Raw genomic sequence first — 15,662 nt, 5'->3', positions numbered from 1 at the left:
GATGACGAACGGCACCCGGCGCGGCCTGCTGCGCAGCGTCGGTCTGCTGCCGCTGGCCGCTGCAGTGGGCGCATTGCCCGCTGCAACAGCGCTGGCCGGTGCCCGCCTGCCGGAAGCGCCGGTCGGCGTGGATGCGCAAACGCTGGCCCGCGACGAGGACTACTGGGCACAGGTGGCGGCGCTCTATGACATCGCGCGAACGCCGGTGCCATTGGAGAACGGCTTCTGGGGCGTCATGGCCACGCCGGTGCAGGCCGCCTATCTGCGCCACCAGAAACGCGTCAACCGCGAGGGCGCGGCGTTTGCCCGGCTGGCGTTTCCGCAGATGTATCGCACCGCGCTCGAACGCGCGGCGCAGGCGCTGGGCACCGGGGTCGACGAGATCGCGTTGACCCGCAACGCGACAGAAGCGATGCAGGCACTGATCGGCGGCTACAACCGGCTGCGTCCCGGCGACGCGGTGCTGTGCGCGGATGTGGACTACGACAGCATGCTGACGGCGATGCGTTGGCTGCAGCAAAGGCGCGGCGTCGAGGTCGTGGAGATCGCACTGCCGGAACCAGCGACGCGCCAGGCCATTCTCGATGCCTACGCACGTGCGTTCGCGCGCCACCCGCGGCTGCGCATGATGCTGCTCACCCAGGTCAGTCACCGCAACGGGCTGCGCCTGCCGGTGGCGGAACTGTGCACGATGGCACGTCAGCGGGATATCGACGTCATCCTCGACGCCGCGCACGGCGTCGGACAGCTCGACCTGCGCCTCCCCGACGAAGGCGCGGACTTCGTCGGCGTTAATTTCCATAAATGGTTCGGCGCGCCGGTGGGCGTGGGCGGTCTGTACATCCGCCAGGGGCGCGCCAGCGACATCGATCCACACATGGGCGAGGCGGATCCGCGCGGCGCCACAGCTACGCGTGTGCATACCGGCACAGTGAATTTCGCCGCGGTCATGGCCCTGCCCGACGCGCTCGATCTCCACACGCACATCGGCGCGGCGAACAAGCGGGCACGGCTGCTGCATCTGTCGAACGGCTGGATCGAAGCCGCGCGCCAGACCGGCGCTTTCGAGGTGCTGACCGCCGAAGCGCCCGAACTACGCAGCGCGCTCGGCGCATTGCGTTTGCGTGGCCGCAATAGCATCGACGACAACCGCGCGCTCGCGACCCGACTGCTGGACAGCTTCGGCATCCACACGGTAATGCGCGATGGCCTTGGCTCTGGGGCATGCGTGCGCATCACGCCGTCGGTGTTCACCCGGCCAGCAGAGATCGACCGGCTGTCGGATGCCTTGCGGCGGATTGCCACCGGGCACTGAGGCCGGCATGCGCCCAAGGTGGAATTGCCGCATCGCTGGTGCGCCGTCACGATGGGCGCCTCCCACGATATAGAAGGTCGCGTCCATGCGAATTCTTGTGCTCGGCGCCGGTGGGACCGGCGGTTACTTCGGCGGCCGCCTCGCGCAGGCCGGTGTCGACGTCACGTTTCTCGTGCGTCCGGCACGCGCGGCGCAGCTCGAGCGTGACGGCCTGCGAATCCGCAGCGGGCTTGGGGACGCGCAGTTCCCGGTTGCGCATATCACCGCCGATGCGCTGCCTGCGCTTGCTGCGGACCGGCCGTTCGATCTGGTGCTGGTGAGCTGCAAGGCCTACGACCTCGACAGTTCGATCGAGGCGATCGCGCCGGCCGTCGGTTCGGACACCGCGGTGCTGCCCATCCTCAACGGCCTGCTGCACTACGCCGCGCTCGATGCGCGCTTCGGCGCGGAGCGTGTGCTCGGTGGCCTGTGTTTCATCAGCGCGATGAAGGGCGAGGACGGCGAAGTGGTGCATCTGCCATCGCCGCCCTCGATGACCTTCGGCGAGCGCGATTCGACGCATAACGGCAGTGCGCGCACGCGTGCGCTGGAAGCGGTGTGCGCAGGCGCAGCCGGCTTCGATGCGGTGCGCAGCGACAGCTTCATGCAGGCGGCCTGGAACAAGTTCACCTTCCTCGCCGCGCTGGCCGCAGCGACCTGTCTCATGCGCGCCAGCATCGGCCGCATTGTCGAAACCGATGGCGGCACCGCATTCCTGACGGCGTTGCACGAGGAATGTCTGGCGGTCGCGGCCGCGGACGGCCACGCGATTCCGGCCGAGGCCGCGCAGCAGGCGCGCGCGCTGCTGACCAAGGCCGGCTCGACGGTCACTGCCTCGATGCTGCGCGACCTCGAATCCGGCCAGGACGTCGAAGCGCTGCAGATCATCGGCGATCTGCGTGCACGTGCACATGCGGCGGGTCGCGCAGTGCCGCATCTCGATGCGGCCTGGGTGCATCTGCAGGCCTATCGTTCGCGTCGCGAGACACCGCAGACGCCCTGAAGACGAGCGCGGGGCCTTCGCAACACGTTTGTTAGGCTGGCCCCTCCCCCGATGGAGATGGCCGCATGACGCTTCCCCGTACCCGACGTTTCGCCTGCCTGCTCGTGCCCGCGGTGTTCGGCCTCGCCGCCTGTGGCCCCGCGCCGCAGCCCGTCACCGATGAGGCAGTGCAGACCCAGCCGGTCGAGGACACGCAGACCCAGCCATCGGAAGCCGCCCAGGCCCAGATCGAATCCGGCACGCCGCCGGTCGATGCGCCGCTGACCGGCGATGCCGCCAGCACGATGCTCGCCCAGATCGCCGGCATCGCCGGCGCGATGCATGCCGCCGCGAAGCTGTGCGACCCCAATGTGTCGGATGCGCAGCTCAACCAGGCCAAGGATCAGCTGCGCCAGGAATTCACCGGGATGGGCGGTGACGTCGGCACCTTCGATGGCGAGTTCGCCTCTGCACACGAGAAGACCAACGCCCAGTTCACCCAGGCGACGCCCGCGCAACAGAAGCAGATGTGCGACGAACTCGAAGCGATGGCGTCGCAGTCAACGCCGACGCCTGCCGGCTGAGGCGCGGCTGGTCTTTCAGCACCTCTCCCTCCGGGAGAGGTCGGCGCGCACAGCGCGTCGGGTGAGGGTCGGAAGAGAGGACGACGTCTAGAAGCGCCCTCATCCGCCCTTCGGGCACCTTCTCCCAAAGGGAGAAGGGCACAAGAACAACATCGCTGCACTCGACGCTATCCGTCCAAGCGTCGAGCAAACAGCAGCGTTCCGTCAGAACCTCTCCCTCTGGGAGAGGTCGACGCGCAAAGCGCGTCGGGTGAGGGTTGGGCGGAGAGGAAGCGTTCAAAAGCACCCTCATCCGCCCTTCGGGCACCCCGCATCAAGTACGGGGCAGGCTCTTCTCCCAGAGGGAGAAGGGCACAAGAACAACATCGCTGCACTCGACGGTAACCGTCCAAGCGTCGAGCAAACAGCAGCGTTCCCTCAGCACCTCTCCCTCTGGGAGAGGTCGGCGCGCACAGCGCGTCGGGTGAGGGTTGGGCGGAGAGGAAGCGTTCAAAAGCACCCTCATCCGCCCTTCGGGCACCCCGTATCAAGTACGGAGCAGGCTCTTCTCCCAGAAGGAGAAGGGCTTGAAGAAAAAGCAGCAACACGCCGCGCAGCGATGACTGACCAAGCGGAGACTCGCAAGAAAAAGCATCCCTGCCTGCGGAAGGAAGGATCAGATTGAAGCGTCCAGAGGCTCAATCCCTGAAATCCCCGCCGATAAACACCGACAACGCCTCCGGCTGCAGATGCCGCTCCATCGCCGCCCGCACCGCTTCCGGCGTCAATGCACGCAGCTTGTCCTCGAACGCCGCCGAGTACGCCATGTCGCGTCCGGTGTAGAGGTTGCTGTCGAGCATGCCGACGAGTTCGGGATCGTTCGCGCGTGACGTGCGGCGGGCGCGCAGCATGCCTTCGCGCGCGTCGTCGAGCTCGGCCTGGGTGATGCCTTCGCTGCGGATGCGCTGCAGTTCTTCGCGCATCGCGGTTTCCACCTGCGCCATATTCTCCGGCGCGGCGATCGCCGAGACGCCGAACGCGCCCGCATCGTCGAACACGCTGGCGGAGAAGTTCGAGCCCACGCCATAGCTCAGGCCTTCGCGCTGGCGAATCCGGTCGCCGAGGCGCGACTTCATGCCCGAGCCGCCGAGAATGTAGTTGCCGATCAGCAGCGCCGGGTAATCCGCGTGATCCTGATGGATCTGCAGGGACTGCCGCGCGACCAGCGTCGCGTTTGCCTTGTCGGGCGTGACCAGTGTCTGGCGCACCGGCTCGCGCGCGACGTACGGTGTTTCGATGCGCACGAACGGTGTCGGCAGCGCCCAGTCGCCGAACAGGTCTTCGAGTTGTGTGCGGACCGCATCCGGATCGACATCGCCGACCACCGCGATCGTCGCGCCCTCGCCCATGCCGTAGAAATCACGGTGGAACGCGCCCACGTCTTCGAGCTGCAGGCCTTCGACCTGGGCGATGCGGTCTTCGAACGTCGTCGCGTGATACGGGTGGCCCTTCGGAAACGCATTGAAATGTTGCGACAGCGCCTGGTTCGCCACCGCACCCGGCTCGCTCATGCTGCTGCGGATGCCGGTCAGCTGCTGGCTGCGCAGCTGGGTGAACTCGCTGTCCGGGAACGTCGGCTTGCGCAGCACATCGGCGACGAGGTCGAGCAATGCGCCGACATGTTCGCGATCGGTGGTCGCCGCGACCGTCACCGTGGTTGCGGTGCCGCCGACACTCAGCGTCGATCGCAGCGATGTCAGCTGCCGCGACAGTGCGGCGCGGTCAAAGCCCTCGCTGCCGCGCATCAGCAAGGTGCCGGCCATCTGTCCGGCGATGGCGCGGTCGTGCAGTCGCTGCGCATCACCGAGGCGCAGATTCATGCGCACCTGCACCGAGTTGCCACGCGTGGCCTTGTCGAGCACCGCGAGCTTCGCACCGTTCGACAACGTCGAAATCTTCGTGCGCGCGTCGATGTTCGCGTACGACGGATCGAAGGCTTCGCCGGCATCGAGCGCGGCGCGCGGCACGAAATCTTGCAGGGCGGCGTCGGCCGTCGGCGCTTCGGTGATCGTCACGCGCTCGACCGCATCGGTCGGCAGGAACTGGCCGGTGGTGCGGTTGTCGCGGCGCAGATAGGCCTGCGCGACGCGCGTGACATCGTTGACCGTCACCGCATCGAGCCGGTCGCGCGTGCGCAGCAGCAGGCGCCAGTCGCCCTGGGCGATGGCTTCCGACAAGGCCACGCCGATCGCATTCGGGTCGCGCATCGCACGCTCGTAGCCGGCGAGCATGCGTTGCTTCGCGTCGTCGACTTCCGCTTCGGTGAAGGGTGTCGTGGTGGCGTCTTCCACCAGCGCCAGCAGCTCGGTCTGCAGCGCATCGAGATCGCTGCCTTCCGGCGCTTCGGCAACGAAGCTCAGATAGCCGGGCTCGTCCATCGCCAGTGCGGACGCCGATGCACCAGTGGCGCGGCCCGGCTCGACCAGCATGCGATGCAGGCGCCCGCCCGGCGTGCTGCCCAGTACCTGCGACAACACGGCCACAGCCGCGCTGTCGTCATGGCGGCCGGCGGGAATGTGATAGCCGGCCACGAGATACGGCGTGCGTCCCACCCGGCGCACCACCACATGACGTTCGCCGTCCTGTGCGGGCTCACGTGTGTAGGTGACCGGCAATGCCCGTGTCGGCTTGGGCAGCGCGCCGAAGCTCTCGCCCACCGCGGCCAGCGCCTGCGCCGGATCGAAATCGCCGGCGATCACCAGCACCGCGTTGTCGGGCTGGTACCAGGTCCGGTAGAACGCCTGCAGCCGGTCGATCGGCACGTTCTCGACATCGCTGCGCGCACCGATCGTCGAGTTGCCGTAGTTGTGCCACTGGTAGGCCGCGCCCATCACCCGCTGCATCAGCGCACGCACCGGATTGTTCTCGCCCGATTCCATCTCGTTGCGGACGACGGTCATCTCGCTGTCGAGATCCTCGCGTGCGATGCGCGAATTGACCATGCGGTCGGCTTCCATGCGCAGCACCCAGTCCAGCGTGTCGGCGTCGGTGGAGAAGCTGGCGAAGTAGTTGGTGCGGTCCAGCCACGTGGTGCCATTGAAGCGCACGCCGCGGCGGCGCATCTCGCCGGGAATGTCGGCGTGGGTTGGCGTGCCCTTGAACACCAGGTGTTCAAGCAGATGCGCCATGCCGGTTTCGCCATAGCCTTCGTGGCGCGATCCCACGCGGTAGGTCACGTTCACCGTGGTCACCGGCTTGCTGGTGTCGGGAAACAGCACCAGCGCCAGCCCGTTTTCGAAACGGTATTCGGCGATGCCCTCGGCCTCGTGCACCGGCGCATCGAGCTGCGGCGGCGCGGCCCACAGCGGCCATGCGCTGCCGAGCAGCAGCACAACGCAGGCACGTAGACGACGTTGCATGCGGATCCCCCGTTGGCGAAGACGATCGACGAAAATAGCAGATCAGTGGCGGCCGACCGGCTGCGACACTTCAGTGGATTCACGATGATCGAGGTGCGCTACGCGGACGACTGGCTGGCCGTCGTCAATAAGCCGGCGGGCCTGATGGTTCACGACAGCGCGCTGGCGCGCGACGAGCACGACTTCCTCGCCGATCGCCTGCGCGTACAGTTCGGCCGTCCCCTGTTCCTGATCCACCGCCTCGACCGCGCGACCAGCGGCGGCCTGCTCGTGGCCTTCGATCGCGACACCGCATCCGCACTCGGCACGCAGTGGATGGCGCGCAGCGTCGACAAGCACTACCTGGCGATCTGTCGCGGCTGGCCCGACGACATCGTGGTCGACCACCCCCTCGATGGCGGCCCCGGCAAGCCGGTGAAGAAGCCTGCGGTCACGCGCTTTACCCGACTGGCGAAGACCGAACTGGCGGTGCCGTCGTCGGGCTTTCCGACCTCGCGCTACGCACTGCTGCGCGCCGAGCCGATGACCGGCCGCTTCCGCCAGATCCGCCGGCATCTCAAGCATCTGTCGCATCACCTGATTGGCGACACCAGCCACGGCGACGGCCGCCACAACCGCAACTTCCGCATGCTCGGCATCCACCGCATGCTGCTGCACGCCGAGCGTGTGGGCTTCGATCATCCGCAGACCGGCGAGCGGCTGGTGGTGGAAACACCGCCCGGGGACGAGTTCGCGAAGGCGTTGATGCTGTTTCCGGGCACCGCGACGGTGTAAGCGTCGCGGTGCAGGGGTGACTCAGTCCGCGGGGCTTGCCGGGTCGTTCGCGAGTTCCGAACGCAGGTCCCGTTCCATCTGCTGCAGCATCGGAATCACCAGCTGCTGCACCGCGTTCATCGTGTTCTGCATCAGCAGCGGCATCTTGTCGAGCAGGTTCTGCCCGGCCGGGCTGCTGTAGAACGTCACCATCGCCTCGGTGTCCTCGGCGGTGAAGGTCTCCATGTAGATCTTGCGATACAGCGGCTGCAGCGACTCCCACGACAGCGCCGATTCCACCGCGCGCATCGACGAAGCGGCGGCCCGCTGCGCGGCCTCGCGCTGCTGGGGATCGGCGTCCTGGGTAAGCTGCGCGATCATCTGCTGCTGCGAGGCCATGACCTGCGGCACCATCGCGTTGGCGGTCTGCTCGGCCCGCATCACCTCGAGCAGGCGGTCGATCTGGGCTTCGCTCGGCGGCGCGGCCATCGCGAGGACCGGTGCGCAGAACGCGAGGGCCAGCAGGGCGGCCAGTTGGAAACGACGTGGCATCGGAGACTCCATGTGTCCGTAGGTGGGGCGCTACTGTAAACCGGGCCGCACCTGCGCCGGGCGTGGCTTGCGCACACGATCGCCACGCGGATCAGCGTCTACAATCGCCGCCGATGTCCACGCCGCCCGCCATTCCCGAAGACGAACTCGTCGAGCGTTTCGTGCGCGCGAGTGGGCCCGGTGGCCAGAACGTCAACAAGGTGTCGACCGCGGTGGAACTGCGGTTCGACATCGCCGGCTCGCCGTCGTTGCCCGAGCACGTGCGCGCGCGACTGCTGGCGCGGCGCGACCGGCGCATCACCGAGGCCGGCGTGGTGGTCATCAACGCGCAGCGCTTCCGCACCCAGGACCGCAACCGCGAGGACGCGCGCGAGCGGCTGGCGGCCTTCGTGGCCTTCGGCTACGAAGTCCCCAAGGCCCGCGTGGCGACCAAGCCCACGCGCGGATCGAAGGAACGACGGCTCGGGGCGAAACGCGAACGCAGTACCATCAAACGCGGTCGCGCCACGCGCGACTGGGATTGACCCCGTCATTGTTGGCCCTTTGCGCCGAGGACGCATGAGCACTTCGAAGTATCCGTTCCTGATTCCGGTTCCGCCGCGCGCCCCGCGTGTCAGGCCCAGCCGTCTCGCGCGCTGGATCGGCCGCAGCATCCTGCGCGTCGGTGGCTGGCGCGTCGTCGGCGAGCTGCCCGATGTCTCGCGCCTGGTGCTGATCGGCGCCCCGCATTCGTCCAACTGGGATGGCATCTGGGGCTTCGCCGCCAAGGCCGCGCTCGGCCTCGACATCCGCGTGCTCGGCAAGGACTCGCTGTTCCGCATTCCGGTGCTCGGCTGGGCACTGCGCGGGCTGGGCGTGATTCCGGTCGACCGCAGCCGCGCCTCGCGCGTCATCGAACAGGCCGCGGCCGCGATCCACGGCAACGAGGCCTTCTGGTACGGCCTCGCACCGGAAGGCACACGCAAGCGTGTCGAGCGCTGGAAGACCGGTTTCTGGAAGATCGCCAAGGCCGCCAACGTGCCGATCCAGACGATGTACTTCCACTACCCCGACAAGGTCATCGGCTTCGGCCCGATGATCCAGCCCAGCGACGATCCCGACGCCGACATGGCGATGATCCGCAACTGGTACGCACCCTTCATGGGCAAGAACCGCGGCACCGTCTGATCGACCACCGGCACAGGGACTGCGCCATATGCGACATCGCACTGTGCTCATCGCCGCCGCTGCCGTGCTGTTCGCAGGCGGCGTCGGGTATCTGGCCGGGCGCGGCGGGCCGCTTTTGTCGTCCGGTAGCGGGGTCACGTCTGCAGGCGCCGACGATGACGCGCATGTCGTCCTGACGCCAGACGCCCGCGGCGCCAACGCAGGCGCGACGCGTGTCGACCGCACGGCGCCATTGCCCGAGCCGGGCACGCCCCTGCCGCAGATCCACGACGAGCTGGTCCGCCGCGCCGCGGCGGGTGAAGCGCGCGCCGCCTGCCGACTGGCCGCGGAACACCAGCGTTGCGAGATGGAGCGGCTGAATCTGCGCATGCTCGTCATTCGGAACGAAAACAACGAGGCCTGGGCGTCGCAGCACATGCAAGGGCAGTCGGAAGACGCGGCGCTGCACTTCGCGCAGATGCGCGCGCAGGCCGCGCAGCAGATCGAAGACAAGCGGGCGAATGTCGAGCAGTGCGACAGCGCGCCGACCCTGGCGCCGGAGGCACGCGCACGTTACTGGCGGCAGGCCGCGTTGGCGGGCCATGTGCCTTCGATGCGGCATTACGCGATCGGCAACGGCTTCCGTTGGCACGATCTGATGGACGCGCTGCCTGCGCTGGCGACCTATCGCCGTGAGGCGGAAGGCATTGCCCGCCGCGCTGCGATGCACGGCGACGCGGCCAGCGCCTACGCCCTCGCGATGGCGTATGCCGACAGCGACGGCGGCCACTGGCGGCCTTTTCTCGCCCAGACCGTGACGCCGGACGTCAGCCAGGCGCTCGCCTGGTTCTCGGTCCTGTCCCGACATCCGGACATCACCAGCTTGCCTGCCGGCCATCCGACGGCCGTGGTGGTGGCGCGTCAGCTTGCAGCCTTGCAGGCCGCGGCGACGCCGGCGGAAGCCACGCGGGCGGCGCGGCAGGCACAGGCGGTCGCGATACCCGACGCAGGCGCCGGGCTGACGGCCCAGAGGATGATCCGGCCGGACGGCGGCATGGACGACCTCGCGCCCGAGACCTGCGCCGAGAGCCATTTCGCCGACGCCGGGCCTTCCCGCACCACAAGCTGAACCGGCCAACGAACGGCACATACCGAACCGCGCGCGACAGGCGCACGCTGCGCGGCTGACGGGCCGCATCCAACGCGACCGACGTCATCCCCGCGTTGTCTTTCCGGAGTTCCCTCCCATGTTGCGTACGCTCCTCCTGTCTTCCGCGATCGCGCTGGCGCTGTCCGCCTGCGGCGACCGCACCCCTGCCGAGCCCACGATGCCCGCCACTGACACTGCCACCGCCGCGCCGACCGAGAACGCCCTGTTCACCGCCAGCACGCTGCCGTTCCAGGCCCCGCCCTTCGACAAGCTGAAAGACGCCGACTACCAGCCGGCCATCGAGGAGGGCATGAAGCAGCACCTGGCAGAGATCCGCACGATCGCCGACAACCCGGACGCGCCGACCTTCGAGAACACCATCGAAGCCATGGAGCGCAGCGGCGAACTGCTGACCCGCTCGGCCAGCGTGTTCTTCATGCTCACCGGCGCCAACACCAACGAGACCTTGCAGGCCGCCGAGGAAGCACTGGCGCCGAAGCTCGCCGAGCACAGCGACGCCATCCATCTCGACCCGGCGCTGTTCGCGCGCGTCAAGACGATCTATGACCAGCGCGACACGCTCGGCCTCACACCCGAGCAGAAGACCGTCGTCGAACACACCCACGACGGCTTCGTCCGCGCCGGCGCCCTGCTCAATGATGCCGACAAGGCCGAGCTGCGCGCGCTCAATTCCGAGTCCTCCACGCTGTCCACCGCGTTCGGCAACAAGTTGCTGGCGGCCAACAATGCCGGCGGTGTATTCGTCACCGATGTGGCCGAACTCGACGGTCTGGACGACGGCGCGATCGCCGCCGCGGCCGATGCCGCCAAGGCCGCCGGCAAGGACGGCCAGTGGCTGCTGAGCCTGCAGAACACCACGCAGCAGCCGGTGCTCGCCTCGCTGAAGAACCGCGCCCTGCGTGAGCGCGTGCTCGCCGCGTCCACCGGCCGCACCGAGAAGGGCGACGCCAACGACACCCGCGCCACCATCCAGCGCCTGGCCGAGATCCGCGCGCGTCAGGCCCAGCTGCTGGGCTTCCCGAATTACGCCGCCTACAGCATCGCCGACCAGATGGCGAAGACCCCGGAAGCCGCGCTGAAACTGCTGACCGACACCGTACCCGCCGCCACCGCGCGTGCGCGCGCCGAGCTCGCCAAGATTCAGGGCGTCGTCGACGCGCAGAACGGCGGCTTCACTGCCGGCGCGGCCGACTGGGACTTCTACGCCGAGCAGGTGCGCAAGGCCGAGTTCGATCTCGACGAGGCGCAGATCAAGCCCTACTTCGAGCTCGACCGCGTGCTCAACGATGGCGTGTTCTTCGCCGCCAACCAGCTCTACGGCATCACCGCCAAGGAGCGGAAGGACATTCCCGTCTACCACCCCGACGTGCGCGTGTTCGACATCTTCGATGCAGACGGCAAGCAGCTCGCGCTGTTCTATCTCGACCCCTTCAAGCGCGACAGCAAGCAGGGCGGCGCGTGGATGGGCAACTTCGTCGAGCAGAACGGCCTGACCGGCACGATTCCGGTCGTCTACAACGTCGAGAACTTCACCAAGCCCGCCGCCGGCCAGCCCGCGCTGCTGAGCTTCGACGACGTGACCACCCTGTTCCACGAGTTCGGCCACGCCCTGCACGGCTTCTTCTCGAACACGACGTACCCGTCCGTCGCCGGCACCAACACCCCGCGCGATTTCGTCGAGTTCCCCTCGCAGTTCAACGAGCACTGGGCGCTCGACCCCAAGGTCTTCGCCAACTACGCCAAGCACTACCAGACCGGCGAGGCGATGCCGCAGGAACTCGTGGACAAGATCGTCACCGCCCGCACCTTCAACCAGGGCTACGCGACCACCGAATACCTCTCGGCCGCCCTGCTCGATCTCGCCTGGCACACCCTGCCCGCAGGTGAGGCCAAGCAGGACGTCGACGCGTTCGAAAAGCAGGCGCTGACGAAGTACAAGGTCGACCTCGCCGCCGTGCCCCCGCGCTACCGCACCAGCTACTTCAGCCACATCTGGGGCGGCGGCTATGCGGCCGGTTACTACGCCTACTTCGGCGCCGAAGTCCTCGACCACGACGCCTTCCAGTGGTTCCGCGAGAACGGCGGCCTGACCCGCGAGAACGGCCAAATCTTCCGCGACAAGATTCTGTCGATCGGCCATTCGCGTGATCTCGCCGAGGCATACCGCGAGTTCCGCGGCAAGGAACCGAGCGTCGAGCCGCTCCTGGAGCACCGTGGGTTGAAGTGAGGTAGGCATCGCGCGCAGCTGTGCGCGAAGCGCGCACTGAAACAGGGCGGCCAACAGGCCGCCCTGTTTCGTTTTCGGAGCGGCGATTGCGCTTTATGCGACGAAATCGCCTGATAACACGGCACAAAACCGTGCTGTTGCATAACGCGGCAATCGCTAGTGCATTGAAGCCAAGCGGATTGCTCCAAGCGACTGATCTCGGGGAGGTTTCTTCCTGGTAGCGCTACGCCGGGCGGCGCGCCATACTCGGTGCAACACCCCGCATCCGGGGTCGAATACTAGTTAGCCCGCATGTACGACTGTCCGCACTGTTCAACGAAAAGCATCGGGACTTGGCGCAAAGTATCCGCAACTCCGTTCTCACCAGCAATCTGCGGCAATTGCGGCAAAGCCAGCTTTGTCTCTGGTTGGAGCAACTTTGCTACCGTCTTGGCAGCAGAGGTATTCCTTTGGGGCAGCATTGTTTTCGCAATCTTTCTGGGGAGCTTTTACGGCCTTCTTGCGCTACCTGTAGGCATGGCCGTGATATCGATTTTGCTCGCACAGCTCTTTCCGCTCATACCTGCCAATGACTTCGTGCTGGAGACAAGGCGAAAGATTGTTCGACGCACATGGGGATTTGCTGTTCTTGCCGCATTGGCGCTTCTCATTTATGGCTTGTCCACTCACAGTGCGGGGTGAATTAACAAGCGAAGTGCACCGCGCCGAGGAGTTCTCGCATTCGTTCGATCGGTGATTTGAACCCATAACGTTTTCTCGGCCGAGAGTTGAGTTTGTGCGCGACACGGTCGCAGGTCTTCTGTTGGAGACGAGCCAGGCTGCTTCGCTTTGGAAAGTACTGGCGGAGCAGGCCGTTGAAGTTCTCGTTGCTACCGCGCTCCCAAGGTCGATGCGGATACGCAAAGTAGCAGCGCACGCCCGTTGCTTCCTCAAGCGCTCTGTAGCCATGGAACTCGGTGCCGTTGTCCCATGTGATCGTCTCGAACGGCAAACCGCTTTCCCGGATCAGCCGCAATGTGGCGCGATTGACGGCCTTGCTGGTTCGATGCGGAAGCCGTGCCACGAGGGCCAGGCCGGAACTGCGTTCCACAAGCGTCAGAAGGCACGATCGCTCGCAGGCCGGTCCGCTCACCGTATCGCCCTCCCAGTGACCTGGCTCCTGGCGCAATTCGACTTCGGATGGCCGCGTATCGATCATGGGCTTACCTTGTAGACGGCCGCGCTTTTCCGGGCCCCAGGTGCGCTTTCGGCGTCGCTTTCGGCCTTGACGCAATGCGTTGCGCAAGCCGCCGCCATGCGCCGAGTCGGCTCGCACATGGCGATAGATCGTCATGTGGCTGATACGCGCGATGCTGTTGTCGGCCAGCCAACGCGCGATCTGCTCGGGACTCCACTGCTCGTGGCGAAGCAGAGCCTCGACGGCGGCGTACACCGCCTCACTATGCTGTCGAATCCGACGCGAGCGGCAGCGGCGACCATTCGTGCGCTCCTGCGCTTTGCTCGGCCTGTATGCACCATCCGTCGCGAGGCAGCTGTTGCGGCGTGTCTCGCGACTGATCGTGCTCGGATTTCGCCCCAAGACGCGCGCAATCGCGCGACAGGACATGCCTTGCTGCCTGAGTGCGGCCAGGGTGTATCGTTCCTGCTCGGTGAGCTGGCTGTACATGAGGGATCGTCTCTTGCCGGAGTGATCCCCTCCAGTCTGCCAGCTCACCTCTTTAGTTTCGGGCGGCGCGGGTGTTGCGCTTACTTTGTTAACCCGCGCGGGCTAACAATTCATTCAAGCCGACGCCGCTTCGCGGCACGGCTTAACTCAGGCGTTATACGTCATGACAGTTCATCGCTTTGAAGGACAAAAGCTCGCCGGAACAAGCCTTGATAGTCAGGGTGAGCGTCTAAAACTTGAAGATCTCCAAGCCTATGTGGCTTTTTGCAGCGGCAGGAAGCTTCCCCTGCATCAGCAGCATCAGATGAGTGAGCCCACGACGGGGTTCATTGAGAATGTGAGGCTTGTGCAAGAAGGTGTGGCTGACGACTGGGCTGTTCTCGGAGATGTGACCGTAGAATCCGGGGCCTTTGACAAAGGAATGCGTGGATTCAGCATCTCCTTCATGGCTCCTCTTGTGGAGAGGGAGCATGCAAACTGCTCGCTCTACATTCCCTATCCACACTATAACAACCAAGAATTTGTTGAGGAGCTCGCCTCAGACTCCGATCTTAAGATCGGAAAGTGGGTCAAAAAATCCGCGGAGACTACTACCTACGCGCTTTTTGGCGCCACCATTGCTTTTGCACTTACTCCTGTATGGGATCACGTTTACAAGAGTCGGATAGCGCCAATAATTGATCGGTTTCTAGACGATCATCTAGAGCAACTTGGTTCCAAGAACCTTTCCTTGGAGCATGTGCAGATCGTGTTGCAGGGTGGCCACGAAGTAGAACTTCGTTTTATTCCTGAGCGTGGAAAAGAGCGGTGGTGCTTCAACCAACAATGCATAACAACCGGCATAGCTCTTGTAGCGCAAAACCTCCTGACCAACGCTGTGGCTAATGAGTACGGTGTTCAGCGAGTTGTCCTTCGCTACTCAAAAACTTCTCGTGCTTATGAGATCTCGCGTATTGAGTACCGCAATGGCCACATTGACGTATAACAATTCATCCATGCCGCTTCGCGGCACGGCCTAATTCAAGAGTTAGGGCCCATGTGGAAGCTCGTCGCAATCTCGGCGCTAGTGATAACGATAGGCGGATGCTCGGCAAACCCCGGGCCCGCTTTCCTGTCTCCCATTTCTAGCTCAGACCCCTGTTCCACTGACGTCGTAAACCCGGTCGACGTTCCGTTAGTAGCCCTCCTTGCTGACCCAGTACGCTATGAGGGCCGGTCAGTTGCGGTGATCGGATACTTGCACCGGTCTTTCGAACATTCGGCCATCTATCCTCATCGAGAGGACTATGCTCAGAGCATTGCGCCCAATGGCTTGTGGGTGAGTGGCGCTACCATCCCAAAAGATTTGAACGACGGTTATGCTCGGCTTGAGGGCATTTTCACCGCGGCTGAGACCGGCCACCTCAATCAGTGGTCAGGCGCGCTCTGCAACATTGGAAGAGCGACTCCCTGGGGCCGGGACGTGCCCTAACAATTCGTTCAAGGGGATGCCGCTTCGCGCCACTCCTTAACTCAGACGTTAGGCCGCAATGGAAATTACTTTCACGGGTCCGGTTTTCTTTTCCTCAGGCGACGAAGACTTATTCTTTAGCGGGCTTAAGCATGTGCCTGGCTACAGTTCGGCTGTAGGGCACGGCCGCGAACTCACCGTGACACTTGGTGAGAGCCGCGAGGGAGCCGTCAGGGAGCTGCTTGTACTGCTCAGGCGCTGGCAAATTGATCCGGGCCCACTCCTGCCTTACAGAGCAGAGGACCCGTATCCCACACCCTTGTGGGAGCATGGGCTTCATCAAGCCGTTCTGGCCCACGGCGATCGCCGGCCTGGGGCC

At 65.4% G+C, this 15,662-nt stretch carries 13 protein-coding genes; 10 read left to right on the top strand and 3 right to left on the bottom strand.

Annotation, left to right across the window (positions count from 1 at the left end; all coding sequences use genetic code 11):
- Nucleotide 1: 1 nt before the first annotated feature.
- From J2X52_RS01365 to J2X52_RS01355, 3 genes are all read left to right on the top strand, one after another.
- A complete protein-coding gene (locus J2X52_RS01365) occupies nucleotides 2-1,315 on the top strand; it encodes an aminotransferase class V-fold PLP-dependent enzyme (protein WP_310147651.1) in 1,314 nt (437 codons plus the stop codon).
- Nucleotides 1,316-1,400: 85 nt separating this feature from the next.
- Nucleotides 1,401-2,357, top strand: coding sequence for a 2-dehydropantoate 2-reductase (gene panE, locus J2X52_RS01360; RefSeq protein ID WP_310147649.1), 957 nt, complete (start codon nucleotides 1,401-1,403; stop codon nucleotides 2,355-2,357).
- 65 nt (nucleotides 2,358-2,422) lie between these two features.
- Complete coding sequence (locus tag J2X52_RS01355) at nucleotides 2,423-2,920, top strand: hypothetical protein (RefSeq protein ID WP_310147647.1); 498 nt, start codon at nucleotides 2,423-2,425, stop codon at nucleotides 2,918-2,920.
- Between the two features lie 677 nt (nucleotides 2,921-3,597).
- On the opposite strand, the gene J2X52_RS01350 is transcribed toward J2X52_RS01355, so the two are convergent.
- Nucleotides 3,598-6,318 (bottom strand): pitrilysin family protein, encoded by a 2,721-nt coding sequence (locus tag J2X52_RS01350; RefSeq protein ID WP_310147646.1) that lies wholly within the window; start codon nucleotides 6,316-6,318, stop codon nucleotides 3,598-3,600.
- A gap of 84 nt (nucleotides 6,319-6,402) precedes the next feature.
- On the opposite strand from J2X52_RS01350, the gene J2X52_RS01345 reads away from it, so the two are divergent.
- Nucleotides 6,403-7,092, top strand: a complete 690-nt coding sequence (locus J2X52_RS01345) for a pseudouridine synthase (protein WP_310148782.1) — start codon at nucleotides 6,403-6,405, stop codon at nucleotides 7,090-7,092.
- Nucleotides 7,093-7,113: 21 nt separating this feature from the next.
- Here J2X52_RS01345 and J2X52_RS01340 read toward each other — a convergent pair whose 3' ends face one another.
- Nucleotides 7,114-7,623, bottom strand: coding sequence for a DUF2059 domain-containing protein (locus tag J2X52_RS01340; RefSeq protein ID WP_310147643.1), 510 nt, complete (start codon nucleotides 7,621-7,623; stop codon nucleotides 7,114-7,116).
- Nucleotides 7,624-7,736: 113 nt separating this feature from the next.
- Here J2X52_RS01340 and arfB point away from each other — a divergent pair, with 113 nt between their 5' ends.
- The 5 genes from arfB to J2X52_RS01315 all read left to right on the top strand — a co-directional run bounded on the left by arfB (nucleotide 7,737) and on the right by J2X52_RS01315 (nucleotide 12,848).
- Nucleotides 7,737-8,147, top strand: coding sequence for an alternative ribosome rescue aminoacyl-tRNA hydrolase ArfB (arfB, locus tag J2X52_RS01335; RefSeq protein WP_310147641.1), 411 nt, complete (start codon nucleotides 7,737-7,739; stop codon nucleotides 8,145-8,147).
- A gap of 34 nt (nucleotides 8,148-8,181) precedes the next feature.
- On the top strand, nucleotides 8,182-8,790 hold the full coding sequence (locus tag J2X52_RS01330; protein ID WP_310147639.1) for a lysophospholipid acyltransferase family protein: 609 nt from the start codon (nucleotides 8,182-8,184) through the stop codon (nucleotides 8,788-8,790).
- 28 nt (nucleotides 8,791-8,818) lie between these two features.
- Entirely contained in the window at nucleotides 8,819-9,898 is a 1,080-nt protein-coding gene (locus J2X52_RS01325) for a hypothetical protein (protein ID WP_310147637.1), read from the top strand.
- A 118-nt stretch (nucleotides 9,899-10,016) separates the two neighbouring features.
- The gene (gene dcp, locus J2X52_RS01320; RefSeq protein ID WP_310147633.1) at nucleotides 10,017-12,167 is read left to right on the top strand and encodes a peptidyl-dipeptidase Dcp; all 2,151 of its coding nucleotides are present in this window, start codon (nucleotides 10,017-10,019) and stop codon (nucleotides 12,165-12,167) included.
- A 291-nt stretch (nucleotides 12,168-12,458) separates the two neighbouring features.
- Nucleotides 12,459-12,848: a hypothetical protein gene (locus J2X52_RS01315; protein WP_310147631.1), complete on the top strand. Its 390-nt coding sequence runs from the start codon at nucleotides 12,459-12,461 to the stop codon at nucleotides 12,846-12,848.
- 1 nt (nucleotide 12,849) lies between these two features.
- Here J2X52_RS01315 and J2X52_RS01310 read toward each other — a convergent pair whose 3' ends face one another.
- Nucleotides 12,850-13,833: an IS30 family transposase gene (locus tag J2X52_RS01310; RefSeq protein WP_310147629.1), complete on the bottom strand. Its 984-nt coding sequence runs from the start codon at nucleotides 13,831-13,833 to the stop codon at nucleotides 12,850-12,852.
- A 163-nt stretch (nucleotides 13,834-13,996) separates the two neighbouring features.
- Between J2X52_RS01310 and J2X52_RS01305 the strand changes: the two genes are divergently transcribed.
- Nucleotides 13,997-14,818, top strand: a complete 822-nt coding sequence (locus J2X52_RS01305; protein WP_310147627.1) for a hypothetical protein — start codon at nucleotides 13,997-13,999, stop codon at nucleotides 14,816-14,818.
- Nucleotides 14,819-15,662 lie beyond the last annotated feature (844 nt).

This window comes from Luteimonas sp. 3794 (genome assembly GCF_031456825.1).
GTDB lineage: Bacteria > Pseudomonadota > Gammaproteobacteria > Xanthomonadales > Xanthomonadaceae > Luteimonas.
This window is presented reverse-complemented; position numbering and strand designations above follow the sequence as displayed.

Coding starts and splice junctions, on each gene's coding strand:
- J2X52_RS01330 (WP_310147639.1), top strand. CDS start 8,182: ATGAGCACTTCGAAGTATCCGTTCCTGATTCCGGTTCCGCCGCGCGCC.
- J2X52_RS01365 (WP_310147651.1), top strand. CDS start 2: ATGACGAACGGCACCCGGCGCGGCCTGCTGCGCAGCGTCGGTCTGCTG.
- J2X52_RS01305 (WP_310147627.1), top strand. CDS start 13,997: ATGACAGTTCATCGCTTTGAAGGACAAAAGCTCGCCGGAACAAGCCTT.
- J2X52_RS01310 (WP_310147629.1), bottom strand. CDS start 13,833: ATGTACAGCCAGCTCACCGAGCAGGAACGATACACCCTGGCCGCACTC.
- dcp (WP_310147633.1), top strand. CDS start 10,017: ATGTTGCGTACGCTCCTCCTGTCTTCCGCGATCGCGCTGGCGCTGTCC.
- J2X52_RS01350 (WP_310147646.1), bottom strand. CDS start 6,318: ATGCAACGTCGTCTACGTGCCTGCGTTGTGCTGCTGCTCGGCAGCGCA.
- panE (WP_310147649.1), top strand. CDS start 1,401: ATGCGAATTCTTGTGCTCGGCGCCGGTGGGACCGGCGGTTACTTCGGC.
- J2X52_RS01345 (WP_310148782.1), top strand. CDS start 6,403: ATGATCGAGGTGCGCTACGCGGACGACTGGCTGGCCGTCGTCAATAAG.
- J2X52_RS01325 (WP_310147637.1), top strand. CDS start 8,819: ATGCGACATCGCACTGTGCTCATCGCCGCCGCTGCCGTGCTGTTCGCA.
- J2X52_RS01340 (WP_310147643.1), bottom strand. CDS start 7,623: ATGCCACGTCGTTTCCAACTGGCCGCCCTGCTGGCCCTCGCGTTCTGC.
- J2X52_RS01355 (WP_310147647.1), top strand. CDS start 2,423: ATGACGCTTCCCCGTACCCGACGTTTCGCCTGCCTGCTCGTGCCCGCG.
- J2X52_RS01315 (WP_310147631.1), top strand. CDS start 12,459: ATGTACGACTGTCCGCACTGTTCAACGAAAAGCATCGGGACTTGGCGC.
- arfB (WP_310147641.1), top strand. CDS start 7,737: ATGTCCACGCCGCCCGCCATTCCCGAAGACGAACTCGTCGAGCGTTTC.